Here is a 17,196-nt window from a genome sequence, read left to right as displayed (position 1 = left end):
GGCATGAGCGCACGAGTACGGGCTCCGGAGCTGCGCGGACGGGGCTGGCTGAACACCGGCGGGCGGGACCTGAAGCTGGCCGACCTGCGGGGAAAAATCGTCATTGCCGACTTCTGGACCTTCTGCTGTGTCAACTGCCTCCACGTGCTCGACGAGTTGCGCCCCCTGGAGGAGAAGTACGCCGACGTGCTGGTCGTCGTCGGCGTCCACTCGCCGAAGTTCGAGCACGAGAAGGACCCGGCCGCCCTCGCCGCCGCCGTCGAGCGGTACGGCGTGCACCACCCCGTCCTCGACGATCCCGAGCTGGACATGTGGCAGCAGTACGCGGCCCGCGCCTGGCCGACCCTCGCCGTCATCGACCCCGAGGGGTACGTGGTGGCCACGATGGCCGGCGAGGGCCACGCCGAGGGGCTGGCCCGGCTGGTCGACGAACTGGTCGCCACCCACGAGACGAAGGGCACCCTGCACCGGGGCGACGGCCCGTACGTGCCGCCCGTCGAGCCGGAGACGGCCCTGCGCTTCCCCGGCAAGGCCCTTGCGCTCGACGGCGGGAACCTGCTGGTGTCGGACTCGGCCCGGCACTCCCTGGTGGAGCTGGCCCCCGACGGCGAGACGCTGGTGCGCCGGATCGGCTCGGGCGTCCGGGGGCGGGCCGACGGGCCGGCCGGCGTCGCCGCGTTCGCGGAGCCGCAGGGGCTGTGCCGGCTGCCGGAGCACGTGGCCGAGGTGGCCGGGTACGACGTGGTCGTCGCCGACACCGTGAACCACCTGCTACGCGGGCTGCGGCTGGCCACCGGCGAGGTGGTGACCGTGGCCGGCACCGGCCGGCAGTGGCGTTCCACGGTGGACGACCACGCCCACGACTCGCTCTCGGTCGACCTCTCCTCCCCGTGGGACGTGGCCTGGTACGACGACCGGGTGATCGTCGCCATGGCGGGCATCCACCAGCTCTGGTGGTTCGACCCGATCCGCCGCACGGCGGGCATGTACGCCGGCACCACCGTCGAGGCGCTGCGCGACGGGCCGCTGGCCGAGGCGTGGCTGGCCCAGCCGTCCGGCCTGGCCGTCTCGGCCGACGGCATCCGGCTCTGGGTCGCCGACAGCGAGACCAGCGCGATCCGGTACGTCGAGAACGGCGTCCTGGGCACCGCCGTCGGGCAGGGGTTGTTCGACTTCGGCCACGTTGACGGCCCGGCCGACCGGGCGCTGCTCCAGCATCCGCTGGGCGTGTGCGCGCTGCCGGACGGCTCGGTGCTGATCGCCGACACGTACAACGGGGCGGTCCGCCGCTTCGATCCGGCCACCGGTCAGGTGTCGACGGTCGCCGACGGGCTCGCCGAGCCGAGCGACCTGGTGCTGACCGCCGACGGCGGGGTGCTGGTGGTCGAGTCGGCGGCGCACCGGCTGACCCGGCTGGCCCCGGGCGCGTTGTCGGCCGTGGGGGCGAGCACGGTCGACGGCCCCCGGCACCGCACCGAGCGGAAGCCGATGGAGGTGGCGGCCGGCGAGGTGACGCTGGACGTGGTGTTCGCCCCGGCGCCGGGGCAGAAGCTGGACGAGACGTACGGGCCGTCGACCCGGCTGGTCGTCTCGGCGTCGCCGCCGGAGTTGCTGCGGGAGGGGGCGGGCACCGGCACGGAGCTGTCCCGCCGGTTGGTGGTCGACGGGTCGGTGGCCGGCGGGGTGCTCCAGGTGACCGCGCAGGCGGCAACGTGCGACGCGGACGTGGAGCACGCGGCCTGCCACCTGACCCGCCAGGACTGGGGGGTGCCGGTGCGGGTGGTCGAGGGCGGCCCGGCACGGCTCCCGCTGGTCCTGCGCGGCCTGGACGCCTGACCCGACGCCGGCCGCCCGTGCGTCGGCGCTCGGTGCGTCAGGAAGGGGCCCTTCCTATGCAGAATGCGTCAACAAGGTGCCCTTCCTCTCACGCGAACGGAGTGAGCGTCACCCCCGCGTCGAGGAGCGCGGCCCGTACCAGCTCGGCGGACGCCACCGCGCCCGGCGTGTCGCCGTGCAGGCAGATGGACTCGACCGGGCAGGGCACGACGGTGCCGTCGACGGCCACCACGGTCTGCTCGGTGGCCATCCGGACGGCACGGGCGGCCACCTGCTCGGGGTCGGTGAGCAGCGCGCCGAGGGCGGTGCGGGGCACCAGCGTGCCGTTGGGCAGGTAGCCCCGGTCGGCGAAGCCCTCGGCGACCACCCGCAGACCGGCGCCGGTGGCGAGCTGGGCGAGCACCGAGCCGGGAGCGCAGAGCACCGGCAGGTCGCGGTCGTAGTCGTCGATGGCGGCGATCAGGGCGGCGGCCTGCGACTCGTCGACCGACACGGCGTGGTAGAGCGCCCCGTGCGGCTTGAGGTAGCGGACCCGGGTGCGGTACGGCCGGCAGAACGCGTCGAGCGCGCCGAGCTGGTAGGTGGTCTCGTCGCGCAGGTCCGCGAACGCGTACGCGATGTGTCGGCGGCCGAAGCCGGCGAGGTCGCGGTAGCCGACCTGCGCGCCCACGGCGACCCCGCGTTGCGCGGCGGCGGCGCAGACCCGGCGCATGGTCGACGGGTCGCCGCCATGGAAGCCGCAGGCCACGTTGGCGGAGGTGATCAGGTCGAGCAGCGCCTCGTCGTCGCCGAGCCGCCAGATGCCGAATCCCTCACCGAGGTCAGCGTTGAGGTCCATGGAACGTCACCGTAGTCCCCGGGCGGGCCTGCGCGAGCGGCGTCACGTCGTCCACCACCCCGACGACGGGGTAGCCGCCGGTGGTGGGATGGTCGGCGAGGAAGATCAACGGCTGGCCGTCGGCGGGCACCTGCACCGCGCCGAGCACGAGGCCCTCGCTGGGCAGTTCCCCGGCGACCGCGCGGGGCAGCGGCGCGCCGGTCAGTCGCGCGCCGACCCGGTTGCTGACCGGGCTCACCGTGTACGCCGTGCCGAACAGCCGGTCGAGCGCGGCCGGGGTGAACCAGTCGTCGCGGGGTCCGAGGCGCAGCGCGAGCCGCAGCGCGGCCGGGGCGGGCCGCCCGACCGTGATGTCGACCGGCGCGGGGTCGCCGGCCGGGGCGCCGAGCGGCAGGATGTCGCCGTCGCGCAGCGGGGGCGGGCCGAGCCCGGAGAGGGTGTCGGTGGAGCGGCTGCCGAGCACCGGCGGCACGGCGATCCCGCCGGCCACGGCGAGCCAGGTGCGCAGCCCGGAGCGGGCCGGGCCGATCCGCACGACCGCCCCGGCTGGCACGGCCAGGGGCCGGCCGACGTCGCCGGGCCGGTCGGCGACCCGCACGCCGCCAGGCTGGTCGGCGACCCGCGCCTCGGCGTCCGCGCCGATCCGCGCGCCGCCGATCCACACGTCGGCGTCCGCGCCGGTGAGCGCGACCGCGCCGGCCCGGGTGAGGCGCAGCGCGCAGCCGGTGAGGGTGATCTCCAGGCCGGCCGCGTCCTCCGGGTTGCCGACGAGGCGGTTGGCCAGGCGCAGGGCCGTCGGGTCGAGCGCTCCCGACCGGGGCACGCCGAGGTGCGCCCAGCCGGGTCGGCCCTGGTCCTGCACGGTGGTGAGCGCCCCGGCCCGGAGCACCTCCAGCCGGGGCCTCGGTCCGGCGGCGGATCGGCCGGTCACGCGGTCGCCGCCAGGCGTACCCGGGTGCCGGGGGCGAGCCGGGCAGGCGGGTCGGCGGTCACGTCGAACAGGGTCATCCTGGTCCGCCCGACCAGCAGCCAGCCGCCGGGGGACGCACCGGGATAGATCCCCGCGTACGGGCCGGCGAGCGCGACCGAGCCGGCCGGGACCCGGGGGCGGGGCGTGGCGAGCCGGGGCACCGCCCACTCCTGCGGCAAACCGGTCAGGTACGCGAACCCGGGCGCGAACCCGCAGAACGCCACCCGGAACCGGGTGCCGGTGAGGCGGGCGACCACCTCGGGCACGTCCACCCCCCAGTGGCCGGCGACGACGGGCAGGTCCGCCCCGTCGTACGTGACGGGGACCTCGACCTCGACGGGCGTCGTGCCGTCGTTGGACGTCGTGCCGTCGGCGGGCAACGTGCCGTCGGCGGGCAACGTGCCGTCGGCGGGCAACGTGCCGTCGGCGGAAGTCGGCCCGTCGGCGGGTCGCGGCGTCCAGCCGGCGACGAGCGCGGCAGCCCGGTCGGGGTCGGGCACCCCGTCGAGCAGCACCGTACGGGCCGCCGCGACAATCTCGACGGCGGTCAGCTCGCTGGCCGCCCGGCGGTGCGTCAGCTCGGCGCGCCACGCCTCCACCTGGTCGGGATCGTCGCAGTCGAGCAGCAGGGCGTGTGCGCCGACGGGCCGGATCCGCATCCCGCCATGATCCCCGATCGGCGGACCGGGCAGGGCCGTCGGACCCCTCGATCCGGTGACGATCAGCACTACTTGACGGTAACCTACGGTGCCGTAACCTAGGTGCGTGACGACCTCCGCACCGCTTCGACTCAAGCCGGTCGACATCGGGAAGCCGCGGATGCGCGGCTGGCTGCACACTTACGCGTTCTTCGTCGCGCTCGTCTGCGGCATCGTGCTCTGCTCCATCGCCGCCAGCCGCCCCGGCTGGTCCCCGCTGATCAGCTGCCTCGTCTACAGCCTGACGGTCTGCGGCCTCTTCGGCACCAGCGCGCTCTACCACCGTCGCGTGTGGTCCGAACGCGGCTACCAGATCATGCGCCGGATGGACCATTCGATGATCTTCGTGTTCATCGCCGGCACGTACACCCCGTTCTGCGTCCTGCTGCTGGACGTCCGGCAGGCGACAACCATGCTCGCCCTGGTCTGGGGCGGCGCGCTGGGCGGGGTGGCGCTGAAACTGGTCTGGCCGCACGCGCCGCGCTGGGTCTCCGCCCCGCTCTACCTGGCGCTGGGCTGGGTGTCGGTGGCGATGCTGCCACAGATCCTGCACTCCGGCGGCGTGACCGCGCTGGTGCTGCTCGCCGTCGGCGGAGCGATCTACAGCGTCGGCGCCGTCTTCTACGCGTTGCGCCGGCCCAACCCGTGGCCCACCGTCTTCGGCCACCACGAGTTCTTCCACGCCTGCACGCTGGTGGCGGCGATCTGCCACCACATCGCGATCTACTTCGCCCTGTTCGCCTGATCCCCACCCGGGCACGCGCCGGGGCCCCGCGCCGTTGCGGGGCCCCGGCCATGGATGAGGTTGCGGCATCCATCGACATACCCAGGCGCTCCGATCGTCAATCGGGCAAGCTGGGCCCATGACGGACGCCGGAGGGACGGAACGGACGCTGGTGCTGCTGCGGCACGCCAAGGCGGAGGCACCGGGAACCGGGCCGGACCTCCAGCGACCGCTCACCGCCAGGGGGCACGCCGACTCGGCCGCCGCCGGCGCCTGGCTGGCCCGGCACGGGCTGCTTCCCGACGTGGTGCTCTGCTCGGCCGCCAGGCGCACCCGGCAGACCTGGCACGGGGTGGAGCTGGGCATGACCGGCTCGCCGGACGAGGCCGGGCCGGCCAGCCCCGCGCCGCAGGTGCGCTACGAGCCGGGCGCGTACGAGGCACGCCCGGCGGAGCTGTTGGGGTTGATCCGGTCGACCCCGGCGAAGGCGACGACGGTGCTGCTGGTCGCCCACAACCCGGGCATCTCGCTGCTCTCGGCGCTGCTCGACCCGGAACGCGCGGACCAGGAGGGCCTACGCACCACCGACCTGGTGGTGCACCGCACCAGGCTCCCCTGGGCCGAGTTGCGCCATGCCGACATCGTCGCCCGCCACACCGCCCGCGCCTGAGGTGCAAGCAGGGGCCCCTGTCAACGCATTCTGTTGCACAGGGGCCCCTGCTAACGACAGGTGCGGGCGGGCCGGCGGGCCTCAGGAGGGCGGCGCCGTGGGCGGAGGCGGGTCGGGCGGAGGCGGCATCATCGCGGTCGGATGCGACAGCCTGTTCTCCTCCACGATCAGGGTGCGCGCCCGCTTGCGCCGGTCCTGCCAGAACCAGAGCGTGGTGAGCAGCACGGCCAGCCCGGCCAGGATGAAGACCCAGCCGACCGCGCGCAGATCCACCCACCAGACGTTGGCCCGGATGGCGAAGGTCAGGATCGCGCCGATGGCGATGAGAAAGATTCCACTACCAATGCCCATGTGCGCTGCACCCCCACGTGCGGTGGCTCTGGGCGTTCACTGACGACGTCCGGGCCCCGGTTACCCGTCCGGCGGGGCTAGTACCCGGGACGCGACCGGCGATAGGGGACAGCCGACGCGCCGGGTCGAGGAGTGACACCCGGAGCGCCCGGGGTCCGGTGATCAGTGACCTTCGGGTGCACCGGCGCGCGGGATGGTGGGGAACAGGCGCTGGACGGCGGCGACGATGGCCGCTCGTCGAGCCGCCATGAAGGCCGCACGATCCTCACCGGCCAGGGTGAGGGTGCTTTCGGCTGCGGCCCACGAGGTGGCGAGCTGGCTGACGAACACCAGGATGTCCTGGGGATCCCATGCGGGATCGAGGTGGCCGGATTCCTGGGCCTTGCGCAGTTGTTCCAATTTGTGGTTCACGGACTCCTGGAGCGGGTCGTCCTGCGGCGTCTGGCCCGGCGACAGTTCCATCTGGCCCCACATCATCAGCCGCCAGCATTCGGGGTGGCGGGTGAAGTGGTCGTGTACACGTCCGGCGTACTCCGGAAGATCGGTGGGATCCAGCAGAACGGCCTCTGCCATCGCCGCGAGTTCGCGACCGGCGACGAACCGGTACAGCTGTTCCTTGCTGCGGAAGTAGGCGTAGACCCGTTCCTTGCTCGTCCGGGCCGCCTTGGCGATCCGCTCGACGCGCGCGCCGGCGATCCCGTACCGGGAGAACTCGGCCGTTGCCGCGGCGACGATGCGATCGCTGGTCGGATCGGTGCTGGCGCGCGGGGTCATGCCCCCACCCTACCTAACCGAACCGTTCGGTTTGGCGACGTCCGGGCGGCGGTGTACGGTCGAACCGAACCGTTCGGTTTTAACGAGAGGAGGGTGTGGTCATGCCGCAGCAGACCATCGTGATCACCGGCGCGAGTGACGGCGTCGGCGCCGCCGCCGCCCGGCAGCTGGCGGCCAGGGGCGAGAAGCTCGTCCTGGTCGGCCGGTCACCGGCGAAGACCGCCGCTGTCGCCGCGCAGCTCGGGGTGCCGCACTTCGTGGCGGACTTCGCCGACCTCGCACAGGTGCGTGTGCTGGCCGACCGGCTGCGGGAGGCATGCCCGCGCATCGACGTGCTGGCCAACAACGCCGGCGGCATCATGGGCGACCGGGCGGTGACCCGCGACGGGTTCGAGAAGACCTTCCAGGTCAACCACCTGGCCCCGTTCCTGCTCACCAACCTGCTCCTGCCGACGCTGATCGCGAGCAGGGCGAAGGTGATCCAGACCTCCAGCGTCGTGGCGAAGCAGTTCGGCCGGTTCGACATCGACGACCTGCAGAACGAGAAGGACTACCGGCCGCACGTCGCGTACGGCAACGGGAAGCTGGCGAACATCCTGTTCACCCGGGAGTTGCACCGCCGCTACCACGCCCAGGGCATCAACGCCGCCGCGTTCCACCCCGGCGTGGTCCGTAGCGCCTTCGCCAGCGACACCACGCACTTCGTGCGGTTCATCTACCACACGCCCCTCAGGTACCTGCTCACGATCAGCCCCGACAAGGGCGCCGACCAACTGGTCTGGTTGGCGGAGGGGGCACCGGGCGCCGACTGGCAGTCGGGCGAGTACTACGAGAAGCGCAAGGTCGCCGCATCCAGCGACGACGCCCGCGACCCGGCCCTGGCCAGGAAACTGTGGGACCGCTCCGCCGCGCTGCTGTCGATCACCACCCGCTGAACCACGCCGCCCGCCGCACCGCCGCCGCACCGCCGCACCGCCGCACCGCCGACGGACAGGTGGTGAGACGGCGACGGCCGGCGAGTGGGGGACTCGCCGGCCGTCCGGGGGCCGCTGTGGTGCGTCAGCGGCTCAGAATGCCTCCTCCGGGAGGTCCATCAACTCCAGGTCGGTGTTCTCGATGATCCGCCGGTCGGCGCCCAGTCGGGGCAGCACCTCGCGGGCGAAGAACTTCGCGGCGGCGACCTTGCCGGTGTAGAACGCCTTGTCGGCGGCGGAGACCTCGCCGGCCAGGGCGCGCAGGGCGACGTCGGCCTGCCGCTGGAGCAGCCAGCCGACGACCAGGTCGCCCACCGCCAGCAGGAATCGCCGGCTGCTGAGGCCCACCTTGTACAGCGCCCGGACGTCGCCGCCCTGCGCCTCGCCCAGCCAGCCGGTCAGCACACCGAGCATGTTCTGGACCTCGGCGAGGGCCTTGCCGAGCGACTGCCGCTCCTGCTTGAGCTGGCCGTTGCCGCCCTCGGAGGTGATGAACTCCTGGATTTCGCCGGCGACCGTCATGAGGGCCTTGCCGTTGTCCCGGACGATCTTGCGGAAGATCAGGTCCAGACTCTGGATCGCGGTGGTGCCCTCGTACAGGGTGTCGATCTTCGCGTCCCGGACGTACTGCTCCAGGGGGTAGTCCTGGAGGAAGCCGGAGCCGCCGAAGGTCTGCAGCGCCTCGTGGCCCAGCATCTCGTACGCCCGCTCGGAGCCGACGCCCTTGACCAGCGGCAGCAGCAGGTCGTTGACCCGCTTGGCGATCTTCGTCGCCTGCTCGTCGCCGGCCGCCTCGGCGATGGCGACCTGGTCCTGCCAGGAGGCGGTGTAGCAGACCAGGGCGCGCAGGCCCTCGGCGTACGACTTCTGGAGCATCAGCGAGCGGCGGACGTCCGGGTGGTGGGTGATGGTGACCCGGGGGGCGGTCTTGTCGGCCTGCTGGACGAGGTCGGCGCCCTGGACGCGGTTCTTGGCGTATTCCAGGGCGTTGAGGTAGCCGGTGGAGAGGGTGGCGATGGCCTTGGTGCCGACCATCATCCGCGCGTACTCGATGATCATGAACATCTGCCGGATGCCGTCGTGCTTCTCGCCCAGCAGCCAGCCCTTCGCCGGCACGCCGTGCTCGCCGAAGGTCATCTCGCAGGTGTTGGAGACCTTGATCCCCATCTTGTGCTCGACGTTGGTGGCGTAGACGCCGTTGCGCTCGCCCAGCTCGCCGGTCTCCGGGTCGAAGTGGAACTTCGGCACGACGAAGAGCGACAGACCCTTGGTGCCGGGGCCGCCGACGCCCTCGACGCCGACCGGGCGGGCCAGCACGTAGTGCACGATGTTGTCGCTCAGGTCGTGCTCACCGGAGGTGATGAAGCGCTTCACGCCCTCGATGTGCCACGTGCCGTCCGGCTGCGGGATCGCGCGGGTGCGGCCGGCGCCCACGTCCGAGCCGGCGTCGGGCTCGGTGAGCACCATCGTGGAGCCCCACTGCCTGTCGATGAAGAGCTTGGCCCACTTCTTCTGCTCCTCGGTGCCCTCGACGTGCAGCACGTGCGCGAAGGAGGGGCCGGAGGCGTACATCCACACCGGGGCGTTCGCGCCGAGCACCATCTCGGCGAGCGACCACCAGAGGGCGCGGGGAGCGTTGGTGCCGTCCAGCGCCGGCGGGAGGTCCAGGCGCCAGAACTCGGAGTCCATGAACGCCTGGTACGACTTCTTGAACGACGCCGGCAGCGGCGCGGTGTGCGTGGCCGGGTCGAAGACCGGGGGGTTCCGGTCGCTGTCCGAGTAGCTGACCGCGAGGTCCTCGCGGGCGAGGCGGTCCACCTCGGAGAGGAAGCTGCGCGCGGTGTCGACGTCGAGATCCGAGTACGGCTCCTGGCCGAACGCCCGGTCCACCCCGAAGACCTCGAACAGGTTGAACTCGAGGTCCCGGAGGTTGCTCTTGTAGTGGGTCATGCTCGCTGGCCCCGCTTCCCGGACAGGTGTTACCGATCAGTAACCCCGACTGTATTACTCGCGGGTAGGCAGCGACAAGCCGATCGTGGAAGTGACGGCGATTACACACCCGCGCTTCGGCCGTCCGAAACCGGGCGGAACCCCGTCCCGAATCGGGCGGAACCCCGTCCCGAACCGGACGGAACCGTGGGTCACGAAAATCGTGGCTCAGCCCTCGGCCGCGCCGACCTCCCAACTCGGCACGGGGTCGGCCACCGCGCCGCGGTGGCCGGCGTACTCCATCAGGACCAGGGCAATGTCGTCGTCGAGCCGGCCGTGCACCCACTCGACCAGGGCGGTCTCCAACGAGGCCAGCCCGTCGCCGACCGTGCCGTGGCCGAGCAGCCGCCACGCCCGGTCGGCCGTCGGGAAGAACTCGCCGTCCCGGCGCGCCTCGCCGAGGCCATCGGTGAACAGCAGCAGCCGGTCGCCGGGCTCCAGACGCTCGACCCGAGGCCGGACGACCGGCATGAAGCCCAGCGGCGGCGCGGGCGCGGGCGGTTCGAGGGGGATCACCGCGCCCCGGCGCAGCAGCAGCGGCGACGGGTGGCCGCAGTTGACGATGGTGAGCGTCCCACCCCGCTCCTCGACCAGGGCGGCGGTGACGAAGTCCTCGTCGCCGACGTTGCGGGCCACCGCCCGGTCCAGGTCGGCGACCACCGCCCGCAGGTCGGCCCGCTCGTACGCGACGTGCCGGTACGAGCCCAGCACGATGCTGGCCAGCCGGACGGCGTCCAGCCCCTTGCCACGTACGTCACCGATGATCATGCGCACGCCGTACGGGGTGTCGATCGCCTCGTACAGGTCGCCGCCGATCTCGGCGGTCGCGGTCGAGGAGATGTAGCGTCCCGCCACTGCCAGGGTCCCCACCTGCGGGCCGAGCGGACGCAGCACCGCCTGCTGGGCCACCGCCGCCAGCTTGGACAGCTCGGCGATCCGCTCGGCCTGCCGCTGCCGGACGGAGGCCACCGCCGCCGCGATGCCGGTCGCCAGCGCGATGCCGGCCACGTTGACGGCGGTGACCAGCGACGTCCTCGGCTCGGTGAGGGCGAAGGCGGACCCGATCGCGGTCGCGGCGGCACCCACCCCGAGCACCACCCGCCAGGAGGCCAGCGCCGCCGAGAGGAACGGGGCGGCGACCATCAGCGCCACGTAGTGCGCCGACCGGCCGTCCGCCAGCTCCACCGCGGAGATGATCGCGAGCAGGACGAGGGCCGCGCCGAGGCCGGCGCGGGATCCGGGGCTCAGCGGGCCACGGCCCGACTGGAAGGCATGCGTGCGTACGAGGGACAGCATGCCTGATGGACGTGAACCGGTGAACGAGCCTGGCCCGTCGGCCGAGGATGTTCTGCCCGGCCGGGTCCGGGCGGCGGCCGGTCCGGCCCTGGTCGCACCGCCCCCACCCGAGGTCATCGGGTCAGCCCAGGACCTCGTACTTCACGGTCAGGGCGCCGACGTCGACGGAGGCGATGGCCGCGAACGCGGCCCGGGACAGGTCGAGGCAGCGGCCGTCGATGAAGGGGCCCCGGTCGTTGATCCGGACGGTGACCGACTTGCCGCTGGCCGGGTTCGTCACCCGCACCAAAGTGTCGAACGGCAGGGTCTTGTGCGCGGCGGTCAGGGCGCTCGGGTCGAAGTTCTCCCCGTTGGCGGTGAGCTGACCCTCGTCGTAGAAGGACGCCCCGCACGAGCCGCTGTCGACGACGTTGCTGGTCGGGGCGGGCTTCTTCGTGGTGGCGGCCGGCTTCGGCGCGGCGGTGCGCGGCCTGCTCCGCGAGGCCGCCTGACTCCGGGTGCCCTTCGGACTGGCCGTTACGGTCGGCGACGGGCTGGCGCTGGGCGGGACGCTGGCGCTCGCGCTGGGCGACGCCGACGGCACGGCCGGGGTGGTGGGGACACCCACCGGGGTGTCGGCGACGGTCGGCTGCGGCGCCGCCTCACCGGCGGTCAGGCTCACCGCGCCGACGGTGCCGCCGACGGCGAGCGCGACGCCGACGGCCGCGGTGGCCGCGATTCCGGCCGGCGAGGAGAACAATCGGGTACGGGAGTGCCTACCAACCACCGGCCCGGTCCTTTCGTCGTGGAGAACAAACCGGCCCGGACCGTAGCGAGAGAAGCACTTCCGAAGTCAACGTGATCATGGTGCTATATGCATATTTGCTCGCATACGTGTGGCCGATCATCCGAGGCGACGTGGCCCGCTCGGCCCCGGGGCGGGCCGGATTCCACCGCGGCGTCGATCTGGCGCAGGATGGGCGGATGCCCGCTGAGCTGAGCGAACGCCTCGTCGAGCTGTTCCGGTGGATCGATCCCGGGCCGCAGAGCACCCACCTGGTCAGCGACGTCTCCGGCTGGTGGCGGGACCCGGCGGTGCTGGCGGGGCTCGGGCCGGCCCTGGCCGCGCCGTTCCAGGACGCCCGGCCGACCGTCGTGCTCGCCCCCGCCGTGACCGGGCTGCTGCTCGGCCCGCTCGCCGCAACCGCGCTCGGGGTCGGCTTCACGCCGGCGCACAAGGCGGGGGACGGGAGGCTGCCCGCCGGTGCGACGACGTGGGCGCAGAGCCCCCCGGACTTCCGGGGCCGCCGGGTCGACCTGGGCGTGCGGGACCGGCACCTGGGCCCCGGCGACCGGGTGCTGGTGGTCGACGACTGGGTGGCCACCGGCGCCCAGCTGCACGCCCTGTACGCGATCTGCGCCGCCCGGGGCGCCGAGGTCGTCGGCACCTCGGCCGTGGTCGTCGACTGCCCGCCCGACGTCGCCGCCGAGCTGCGGGTACACGGCCTGGTCGAGGGCGGCCGGTTGTCGCCGCCCGAGGGGTTGACCTGAAGCGAGCTTCAACTCGCACGATCGGAGCATGGACGACGGAATCCTGAACGAGGCGTACCGACGCTTGCACCGCACCGGCCCGGAGTTCGAGGGCTGGCTCTCCAACCACGGCCCGATGGCCGTCGAGGCACTGGTCCGGCACGGGCACGACGCCCGGGTGCACCGCTGGCTGGACGACTACCTCCGGCGGCTCGACGAGCTGCCGCGCGGCATCCGGCCGATCGACGACTGGCGGGCCGCCCTCGGCGACCCGAAGCGCGCCGGCGACTGGCTCGCCCACTTCGACCGGGAGCTACGCGAACGACCCTGGCGGGAGACGCTTGCCACCTGGTGGCCCCGACTGCTGCCAGGCATCGCCGCCGGGGCGACCCACGGCGTCATCCGGGTCGGGCACGCCGTCCGGGCGCTGCGCGCCGACGAGGCCAGCCCGGACCGGCGCACCGAACTCGGCCAGGCCCTCGCCTACTGGGCCGCGCGCTGGCAGCCGGTCCCCGGCACGACAGCGCTGACGGCGGCGACACCGGACAGGACGGACGAGGCACACGCCGGAGAGGGCGGAGCTCCCGCCGGAGAGGGCGAGGTGACCGCCGCGCTGGCCGGGCTGCCCCGCATCGCCGACCGCACCGGCGGCATCCGCGAGCGGCTGGGCCGGCTGCCGGACGTACCGGAGTGGAAGTCGTCGCTCGCGGCGCTGCGGCCGGCGCGCACCCCGGCCGAGGCGGAGCGGGGGCTCGCCGAGCTGGTGCACCTGGCGAGCCTGGACTACCTCCGGTACGGGCACGCGGAACCCGTCATGCTGGTGCACGCGGTGACCGCGCCGACGGCTGTGCTGCGTACCCTGCCGGAGCTGGACCCGGGGCTCTGGGCGCCGAGCCTCGCCGCGGCCTGGTCCGCGACGGCGGCGGTGACCGCCGTGTACGCCTCCATGGCTGGCGGCGCACCCCCGGCCGTCGCCCCCGGCACCCCGGCGGAGGTCTTCGCCCGGGCGGCCCGGCACGGCGACGCGCACGTGGTGAAGCTCGCCGACGCGGTGCTCGACGCCCACGCGGCGACGGGAGACGAGCGGGTGCTCGCCGCGGCCGGCTACGCGGCGCAGCTCATCTGAACGAGGCCGCCAGGGTCAGCTGCCCGTGCCCGCTCCGCCGAGGAACTCCTCCACGGCGGTGCAGACCATGCCCAGCGTCTCCGCCGAGCGGGCCAGCGGACCGGGCACCAGCAGCGAATGGTCCGCACCGTCGAGCTCCAGCACGTGCGGGCTGAGCCGGCGGGCCTGGATGCCGTCCCACAGGGCGTCGGCGGTGCCGCCGACCAGCAGGAACGGCGCGGTCGCCCGGGCCAGCGCCTCGGTCACGTCGGCCCGGCGCAGCAGCGGGGTGAGCCACACCGCCGGCAGCTCGTGGTCGGCGGCGAACGGGGCGGCGAAGCTGCCCAGCGACTTGCCGACCAGCAGGTGCGCCGGCTCCGCCAACGCCGGGGCGACCTGCTCGGCCACCCAGGGCGCCGCCCGGTCCGCGCCCAGCTCCGGCGGCACCTGCCAGGTGATCTCGTGGGTATCGAAGCCGATCCGGCGCAGGGCCTCCCCGACGTACGCGAACAGCGGCGCCCGGGTGTCGTAGCCCCGCCCCGGAATCAGCACCGCGCGCCGGTCCGCCATCGCCCGCTCCCTTCGCCAGCTCGACCTGCCGCCACCGTAACGCCCCCGGCACGCTGCGCGAAGCAGCGCCGCTCCGACACGGAACGCGCTCCCGCACTCCGCGCCCGAAATCCGGCGGCGGGGTGCGGCCGGCCCGCGTAGCCTCGGCGGGATGTGGCCTCGGATCGACGGACTGCGCAGCCTCCCCCTCGGCACCCCCGGCGAGCTGCGGGCGAGACTCAACTCCCTGGTGCTGGCCGGGGCCAAGACGGCGACCGCCGGCCTGACCGACGAGTACGCCGAGGAGGACGAGGAGCTGGAGCACGTCGGCGAGCGACTCGCCCTCGTGGACGACCACGACGCGCCCGTCGGGATCGTCGAGGTGACCGGCATCGACGTGGTGCGCTTCGCCGACGTGCCGTGGGACTTCGCCCGCTCCGAAGGGGAGGGCGACCGGTCGATCGAGGAGTGGCGGGCCGGGCACGCCGCCTACTGGGCCCGGGTGGGCACCCCCGTCACCGACGACAGCCGGGTCGTCTGCGTGCGGTTCCGGCTCGTCTCGGTGGAGGCGTAAGGAAGGGCCCCCTGTTAACGCATACGGTAGAGAAGGGTCCCCTTCCCACCGGCTCTCACTCAGCCGCAGGGCGGCCAGCGGGCGCCAGGCGACGCAGCTCCGGCAGGAGGCGGGTTGCCGCGTCCGCCAGGACGGCCTCGTCCCCGGCGTACCAGCTGCTGGCTCGGGGCCAGTGCGTCACCACGTCCGTGAAGCCGAGGGCGGAGGCCCGCCCGACCTGCTCGGCAAAGAAGTCCGCGCTGCGCAGCGAGAACGCCGGGGCGGAATCGAGCGAGAGATAGCGGTCCAGGGTGGCCGGATCGCGGCCGGCCTCGGCCAGCGTCCGATCCATCCGGGCGGCCAGGTCGGTGACCGTCCCCCACCACTGTTCCACGTCGTCGCCGCCCGTGCCGGTGGTGACCCAGCCCTGCCCGAACCGGGCCACCAGCCGCATCGAGCGGGGGCCGTTGGCAGCCAGCACGAACGGCACCCTGGGGGTCTGCACGCACCCCGGGTTGTTCCGGGCGTCCACGGCGGCGAACCAGTCGCCGCGCCAGGTGGTGCCGTCCTCGCGCAGGATCAGGTCGAGCAGCTCGACGAACTCGGCGAACCGGGCGACGCGCTGGCTCGGGGGCAGCGTCTCCCCGCCCAGCACGGCCGAGTCGAAGCCGATGCCGCCCGCGCCGACGCCGAGTAGGAACCGCCCACCGGAGACGTCGTCGAGGGCCGTGATCTGCCGGGCGAAGGCCGCCGGGTGCCGGAAGTTGGGCGAGGCGACGAGGGTGCCGAGCCCGATCCGGGAGGTCACGGTGGCGGCGGCGGTCAGCGTGGTCATCGAGTCGAACCAGGGCCCGTCGACCAGGTCCCGCCAGCCCAGGTGATCGTACGTCCAGGCGTGGTCGAAGCCCCACTCCTCCGCCTGCCGCCAGCGATGCTGCGACTGCGACCAGCGCTGGTCCGGAAGGATCACGATGCCAATCCGCATGATCGCCAGCCTACGGCCTCCACGGCCGGGACGGTCAGGTCGACGGCATCGCCCGCCGGCCGGCAGACCACGTCGGCCGCCGCAGCTCGGCGGGGCCGGTCACCGATCGGCGGCCCGTCCCGTCGTTCAGGTGACCGATTCTCCACCCACGATCGTCGGGAGTCGCCGTGACCGTCGCGCTCTGGGCCGCGCAGGCGGTCCTCGCGGCCGTCGGGCTGCTCCTGCCCGGGCTGACCGGCATCGCGACCTCGCTCACGCCGCTCGCCGCCGTGATGGTCGGCGCGGCGGGCATCCACCTGCGGCTACGCGAGCCGGTCGCCGTACTGGTCAATCTGACGCTCCTCGCCGCCTGCGTGTTCGTCGCCGCCGGCCGCCTGTGACGCCTTCGTGACCCGCCGGCCGCCCGTGGGCCCGACCGGCCGGCGGCCTGGCAGTCTCGGTGGCATGACGACCGGGACGGACTGGCGGGCGTGGCACGAGCCCTACGCCGACGAGGACTCCCAGCTGTCCCGCCGGCTGCGGCTGGTGCGGGGAGCGATCACCGCGTGGCTGGACGAGCGCCCCGGCGAGCCGCTGACGGTCGTCAGCGCCTGCACGGGCCAGGGGCACGACCTCGTCGGAGCACTGGCTGGTCGGGCCGACGCGGCCCGCGTCCGCGCCACGCTGCTGGAGAACGACCCGGGCAACGTCACCGCCGCCCGGATCACCGCCGCCCGGGCCGGCCTCGCGAACGCCACCGTCCGGCAGGCGGACGCGGGCCGGCTCTCGTCGTACGCACAGGCGGTGCCGGCCGACCTCGTGCTGATGGCGGGCGTCTTCGGCAACATCGACGACCACGACGTACGCCGGACCGTGGCCGCCCTGCCGCAGTTGTGCGCGGCCGACGCCACGGTGATCTGGACGCGGACCCGGCGCGCTCCCGACCTGACCCCGGCACTGCGCGGCTGGCTGCGGGACGCCGGTTTCGCCGAGCGCTCGTTCCACGCGCCGGACGGCGTGCTCTTCTCGGTTGGCGTGCACCGGTTCACCGGCACGCCCCGGCCACTGGACACGTCCGGGGTGCTGTTCACCTTCGTCCGGTAGCCGTCGCCATGGAGGGGATCACGAGCCGTGGAATCTCGAAGGCCCCGGCTCGGGACTTGCGTCCTGACCAGGGCCTTCGTGCGTGGAGCGGGTGACGGGAATCGAACCCGCACTGTCAGCTTGGGAAGCTGATGTTCTGCCATTGAACTACACCCGCAGGCGGACCCACTGTACCCGACACCGTCGCCGCGTGCACCCAGGCACCCCCTCACGCGCCCCACCCTCCCGCACGCCACCACGCCCGGCCGACCATGATCCGCAGGCCATCGACGGTGCGTAGGATTTTCAAGGC

At 73.5% G+C, this 17,196-nt stretch carries 19 protein-coding genes and 1 tRNA gene; 9 read left to right on the top strand and 11 right to left on the bottom strand.

All coding sequences use genetic code 11. The annotated features are described in order from the left end of the window. Positions 1–3 precede the first annotated feature (3 nt). Complete coding sequence (locus ACFT41_RS09850; RefSeq protein ID WP_377584750.1) at positions 4–1,836, top strand: NHL domain-containing thioredoxin family protein; 1,833 nt, start codon at positions 4–6, stop codon at positions 1,834–1,836. Positions 1,837–1,924: 88 nt separating this feature from the next. On the opposite strand, the gene ACFT41_RS09845 is transcribed toward ACFT41_RS09850, so the two are convergent. The 3 genes from ACFT41_RS09845 to ACFT41_RS09835 are packed head-to-tail and all read right to left on the bottom strand — an operon-like array spanning position 1,925 to position 4,303. Beyond that, a complete protein-coding gene (locus tag ACFT41_RS09845; protein ID WP_377584747.1) occupies positions 1,925–2,674 on the bottom strand; it encodes a LamB/YcsF family protein in 750 nt (249 codons plus the stop codon). Then, on the bottom strand, positions 2,658–3,605 hold the full coding sequence (locus ACFT41_RS09840) for a biotin-dependent carboxyltransferase family protein (RefSeq protein WP_377584744.1): 948 nt from the start codon (positions 3,603–3,605) through the stop codon (positions 2,658–2,660). Before ACFT41_RS09840 ends, ACFT41_RS09845 begins: the two co-directional genes overlap by 17 nt. Continuing rightward, positions 3,602–4,303 (bottom strand): allophanate hydrolase subunit 1, encoded by a 702-nt coding sequence (locus ACFT41_RS09835; RefSeq protein ID WP_377584741.1) that lies wholly within the window; start codon positions 4,301–4,303, stop codon positions 3,602–3,604. Before ACFT41_RS09835 ends, ACFT41_RS09840 begins: the two co-directional genes overlap by 4 nt. 106 nt (positions 4,304–4,409) lie before the next feature. On the opposite strand from ACFT41_RS09835, the gene ACFT41_RS09830 reads away from it, so the two are divergent. Both ACFT41_RS09830 and ACFT41_RS09825 read left to right on the top strand, forming a co-directional pair. Next, positions 4,410–5,087: a hemolysin III family protein gene (locus ACFT41_RS09830; protein ID WP_377584738.1), complete on the top strand. Its 678-nt coding sequence runs from the start codon at positions 4,410–4,412 to the stop codon at positions 5,085–5,087. Between the two features lie 118 nt (positions 5,088–5,205). After that, positions 5,206–5,736 carry a SixA phosphatase family protein gene (locus ACFT41_RS09825; protein ID WP_377584736.1) on the top strand — a complete coding sequence of 177 codons (531 nt, stop codon included), beginning with the start codon at positions 5,206–5,208 and terminating at the stop codon, positions 5,734–5,736. A gap of 81 nt (positions 5,737–5,817) precedes the next feature. Here ACFT41_RS09825 and ACFT41_RS09820 read toward each other — a convergent pair whose 3' ends face one another. Together ACFT41_RS09820 and ACFT41_RS09815 are read right to left on the bottom strand one after the other, a co-directional pair. Then, complete coding sequence (locus tag ACFT41_RS09820) at positions 5,818–6,087, bottom strand: DUF6458 family protein (RefSeq protein WP_043961115.1); 270 nt, start codon at positions 6,085–6,087, stop codon at positions 5,818–5,820. A gap of 162 nt (positions 6,088–6,249) precedes the next feature. Next, a complete protein-coding gene (locus ACFT41_RS09815; RefSeq protein ID WP_377584733.1) occupies positions 6,250–6,861 on the bottom strand; it encodes a TetR family transcriptional regulator in 612 nt (203 codons plus the stop codon). A gap of 101 nt (positions 6,862–6,962) precedes the next feature. On the opposite strand from ACFT41_RS09815, the gene ACFT41_RS09810 reads away from it, so the two are divergent. Continuing rightward, positions 6,963–7,796: an SDR family NAD(P)-dependent oxidoreductase gene (locus ACFT41_RS09810; RefSeq protein WP_377584730.1), complete on the top strand. Its 834-nt coding sequence runs from the start codon at positions 6,963–6,965 to the stop codon at positions 7,794–7,796. A 132-nt stretch (positions 7,797–7,928) separates the two neighbouring features. Here ACFT41_RS09810 and ACFT41_RS09805 read toward each other — a convergent pair whose 3' ends face one another. From ACFT41_RS09805 to ACFT41_RS09795, 3 genes are all read right to left on the bottom strand, one after another. Beyond that, the gene (locus ACFT41_RS09805) at positions 7,929–9,785 is read right to left on the bottom strand and encodes an acyl-CoA dehydrogenase (RefSeq protein ID WP_377584727.1); all 1,857 of its coding nucleotides are present in this window, start codon (positions 9,783–9,785) and stop codon (positions 7,929–7,931) included. 207 nt (positions 9,786–9,992) lie between these two features. Further along, positions 9,993–11,120: a PP2C family protein-serine/threonine phosphatase gene (locus tag ACFT41_RS09800; protein WP_377584724.1), complete on the bottom strand. Its 1,128-nt coding sequence runs from the start codon at positions 11,118–11,120 to the stop codon at positions 9,993–9,995. Between the two features lie 121 nt (positions 11,121–11,241). After that, positions 11,242–11,886 (bottom strand): septal ring lytic transglycosylase RlpA family protein, encoded by a 645-nt coding sequence (locus ACFT41_RS09795; protein WP_377584721.1) that lies wholly within the window; start codon positions 11,884–11,886, stop codon positions 11,242–11,244. A gap of 197 nt (positions 11,887–12,083) precedes the next feature. Here ACFT41_RS09795 and ACFT41_RS09790 point away from each other — a divergent pair, with 197 nt between their 5' ends. Both ACFT41_RS09790 and ACFT41_RS09785 read left to right on the top strand, forming a co-directional pair. Next, the gene (locus tag ACFT41_RS09790; RefSeq protein WP_377584719.1) at positions 12,084–12,650 is read left to right on the top strand and encodes a phosphoribosyltransferase family protein; all 567 of its coding nucleotides are present in this window, start codon (positions 12,084–12,086) and stop codon (positions 12,648–12,650) included. Positions 12,651–12,678: 28 nt separating this feature from the next. Then, positions 12,679–13,755 (top strand): questin oxidase family protein, encoded by a 1,077-nt coding sequence (locus ACFT41_RS09785; protein ID WP_377584716.1) that lies wholly within the window; start codon positions 12,679–12,681, stop codon positions 13,753–13,755. Positions 13,756–13,770: 15 nt separating this feature from the next. Here ACFT41_RS09785 and ACFT41_RS09780 read toward each other — a convergent pair whose 3' ends face one another. Further along, on the bottom strand, positions 13,771–14,304 hold the full coding sequence (locus ACFT41_RS09780; protein WP_377584713.1) for an alpha/beta hydrolase: 534 nt from the start codon (positions 14,302–14,304) through the stop codon (positions 13,771–13,773). A 151-nt stretch (positions 14,305–14,455) separates the two neighbouring features. Between ACFT41_RS09780 and ACFT41_RS09775 the strand changes: the two genes are divergently transcribed. Continuing rightward, positions 14,456–14,857: an ASCH domain-containing protein gene (locus ACFT41_RS09775; protein WP_377584711.1), complete on the top strand. Its 402-nt coding sequence runs from the start codon at positions 14,456–14,458 to the stop codon at positions 14,855–14,857. 55 nt (positions 14,858–14,912) lie between these two features. On the opposite strand, the gene ACFT41_RS09770 is transcribed toward ACFT41_RS09775, so the two are convergent. After that, positions 14,913–15,821 (bottom strand): LLM class flavin-dependent oxidoreductase, encoded by a 909-nt coding sequence (locus ACFT41_RS09770; protein WP_377584708.1) that lies wholly within the window; start codon positions 15,819–15,821, stop codon positions 14,913–14,915. 167 nt (positions 15,822–15,988) lie between these two features. Between ACFT41_RS09770 and ACFT41_RS09765 the strand changes: the two genes are divergently transcribed. Together ACFT41_RS09765 and ACFT41_RS09760 are read left to right on the top strand one after the other, a co-directional pair. Beyond that, positions 15,989–16,201: a hypothetical protein gene (locus ACFT41_RS09765; RefSeq protein WP_377584705.1), complete on the top strand. Its 213-nt coding sequence runs from the start codon at positions 15,989–15,991 to the stop codon at positions 16,199–16,201. A gap of 64 nt (positions 16,202–16,265) precedes the next feature. Further along, the gene (locus ACFT41_RS09760) at positions 16,266–16,904 is read left to right on the top strand and encodes an SAM-dependent methyltransferase (protein WP_377584703.1); all 639 of its coding nucleotides are present in this window, start codon (positions 16,266–16,268) and stop codon (positions 16,902–16,904) included. A gap of 83 nt (positions 16,905–16,987) precedes the next feature. On the opposite strand, the gene ACFT41_RS09755 is transcribed toward ACFT41_RS09760, so the two are convergent. Next, a tRNA-Gly gene (locus ACFT41_RS09755) sits at positions 16,988–17,061 on the bottom strand. Positions 17,062–17,196: the final 135 nt, after the last annotated feature.

This window comes from Micromonospora sp. NPDC057141, assembly GCF_042670805.1.
GTDB lineage: Bacteria > Actinomycetota > Actinomycetes > Mycobacteriales > Micromonosporaceae > Micromonospora.
This window is presented reverse-complemented; position numbering and strand designations above follow the sequence as displayed.

Excerpts from the sequence above, each read along its gene's own strand:
- ACFT41_RS09850 (WP_377584750.1), top strand. The coding sequence starts at position 4 with ATGAGCGCACGAGTACGGGCTCCGGAGCTGCGCGGACGGGGCTGGCTG.
- ACFT41_RS09845 (WP_377584747.1), bottom strand. The coding sequence starts at position 2,674 with ATGGACCTCAACGCTGACCTCGGTGAGGGATTCGGCATCTGGCGGCTC.
- ACFT41_RS09835 (WP_377584741.1), bottom strand. The coding sequence starts at position 4,303 with ATGCGGATCCGGCCCGTCGGCGCACACGCCCTGCTGCTCGACTGCGAC.
- ACFT41_RS09825 (WP_377584736.1), top strand. The coding sequence starts at position 5,206 with ATGACGGACGCCGGAGGGACGGAACGGACGCTGGTGCTGCTGCGGCAC.
- ACFT41_RS09820 (WP_043961115.1), bottom strand. The coding sequence starts at position 6,087 with ATGGGCATTGGTAGTGGAATCTTTCTCATCGCCATCGGCGCGATCCTG.
- ACFT41_RS09815 (WP_377584733.1), bottom strand. The coding sequence starts at position 6,861 with ATGACCCCGCGCGCCAGCACCGATCCGACCAGCGATCGCATCGTCGCC.
- ACFT41_RS09810 (WP_377584730.1), top strand. The coding sequence starts at position 6,963 with ATGCCGCAGCAGACCATCGTGATCACCGGCGCGAGTGACGGCGTCGGC.
- ACFT41_RS09805 (WP_377584727.1), bottom strand. The coding sequence starts at position 9,785 with ATGACCCACTACAAGAGCAACCTCCGGGACCTCGAGTTCAACCTGTTC.
- ACFT41_RS09800 (WP_377584724.1), bottom strand. The coding sequence starts at position 11,120 with ATGCTGTCCCTCGTACGCACGCATGCCTTCCAGTCGGGCCGTGGCCCG.
- ACFT41_RS09790 (WP_377584719.1), top strand. The coding sequence starts at position 12,084 with ATGCCCGCTGAGCTGAGCGAACGCCTCGTCGAGCTGTTCCGGTGGATC.
- ACFT41_RS09785 (WP_377584716.1), top strand. The coding sequence starts at position 12,679 with ATGGACGACGGAATCCTGAACGAGGCGTACCGACGCTTGCACCGCACC.
- ACFT41_RS09780 (WP_377584713.1), bottom strand. The coding sequence starts at position 14,304 with ATGGCGGACCGGCGCGCGGTGCTGATTCCGGGGCGGGGCTACGACACC.
- ACFT41_RS09775 (WP_377584711.1), top strand. The coding sequence starts at position 14,456 with ATGTGGCCTCGGATCGACGGACTGCGCAGCCTCCCCCTCGGCACCCCC.
- ACFT41_RS09770 (WP_377584708.1), bottom strand. The coding sequence starts at position 15,821 with ATGCGGATTGGCATCGTGATCCTTCCGGACCAGCGCTGGTCGCAGTCG.
- ACFT41_RS09760 (WP_377584703.1), top strand. The coding sequence starts at position 16,266 with ATGACGACCGGGACGGACTGGCGGGCGTGGCACGAGCCCTACGCCGAC.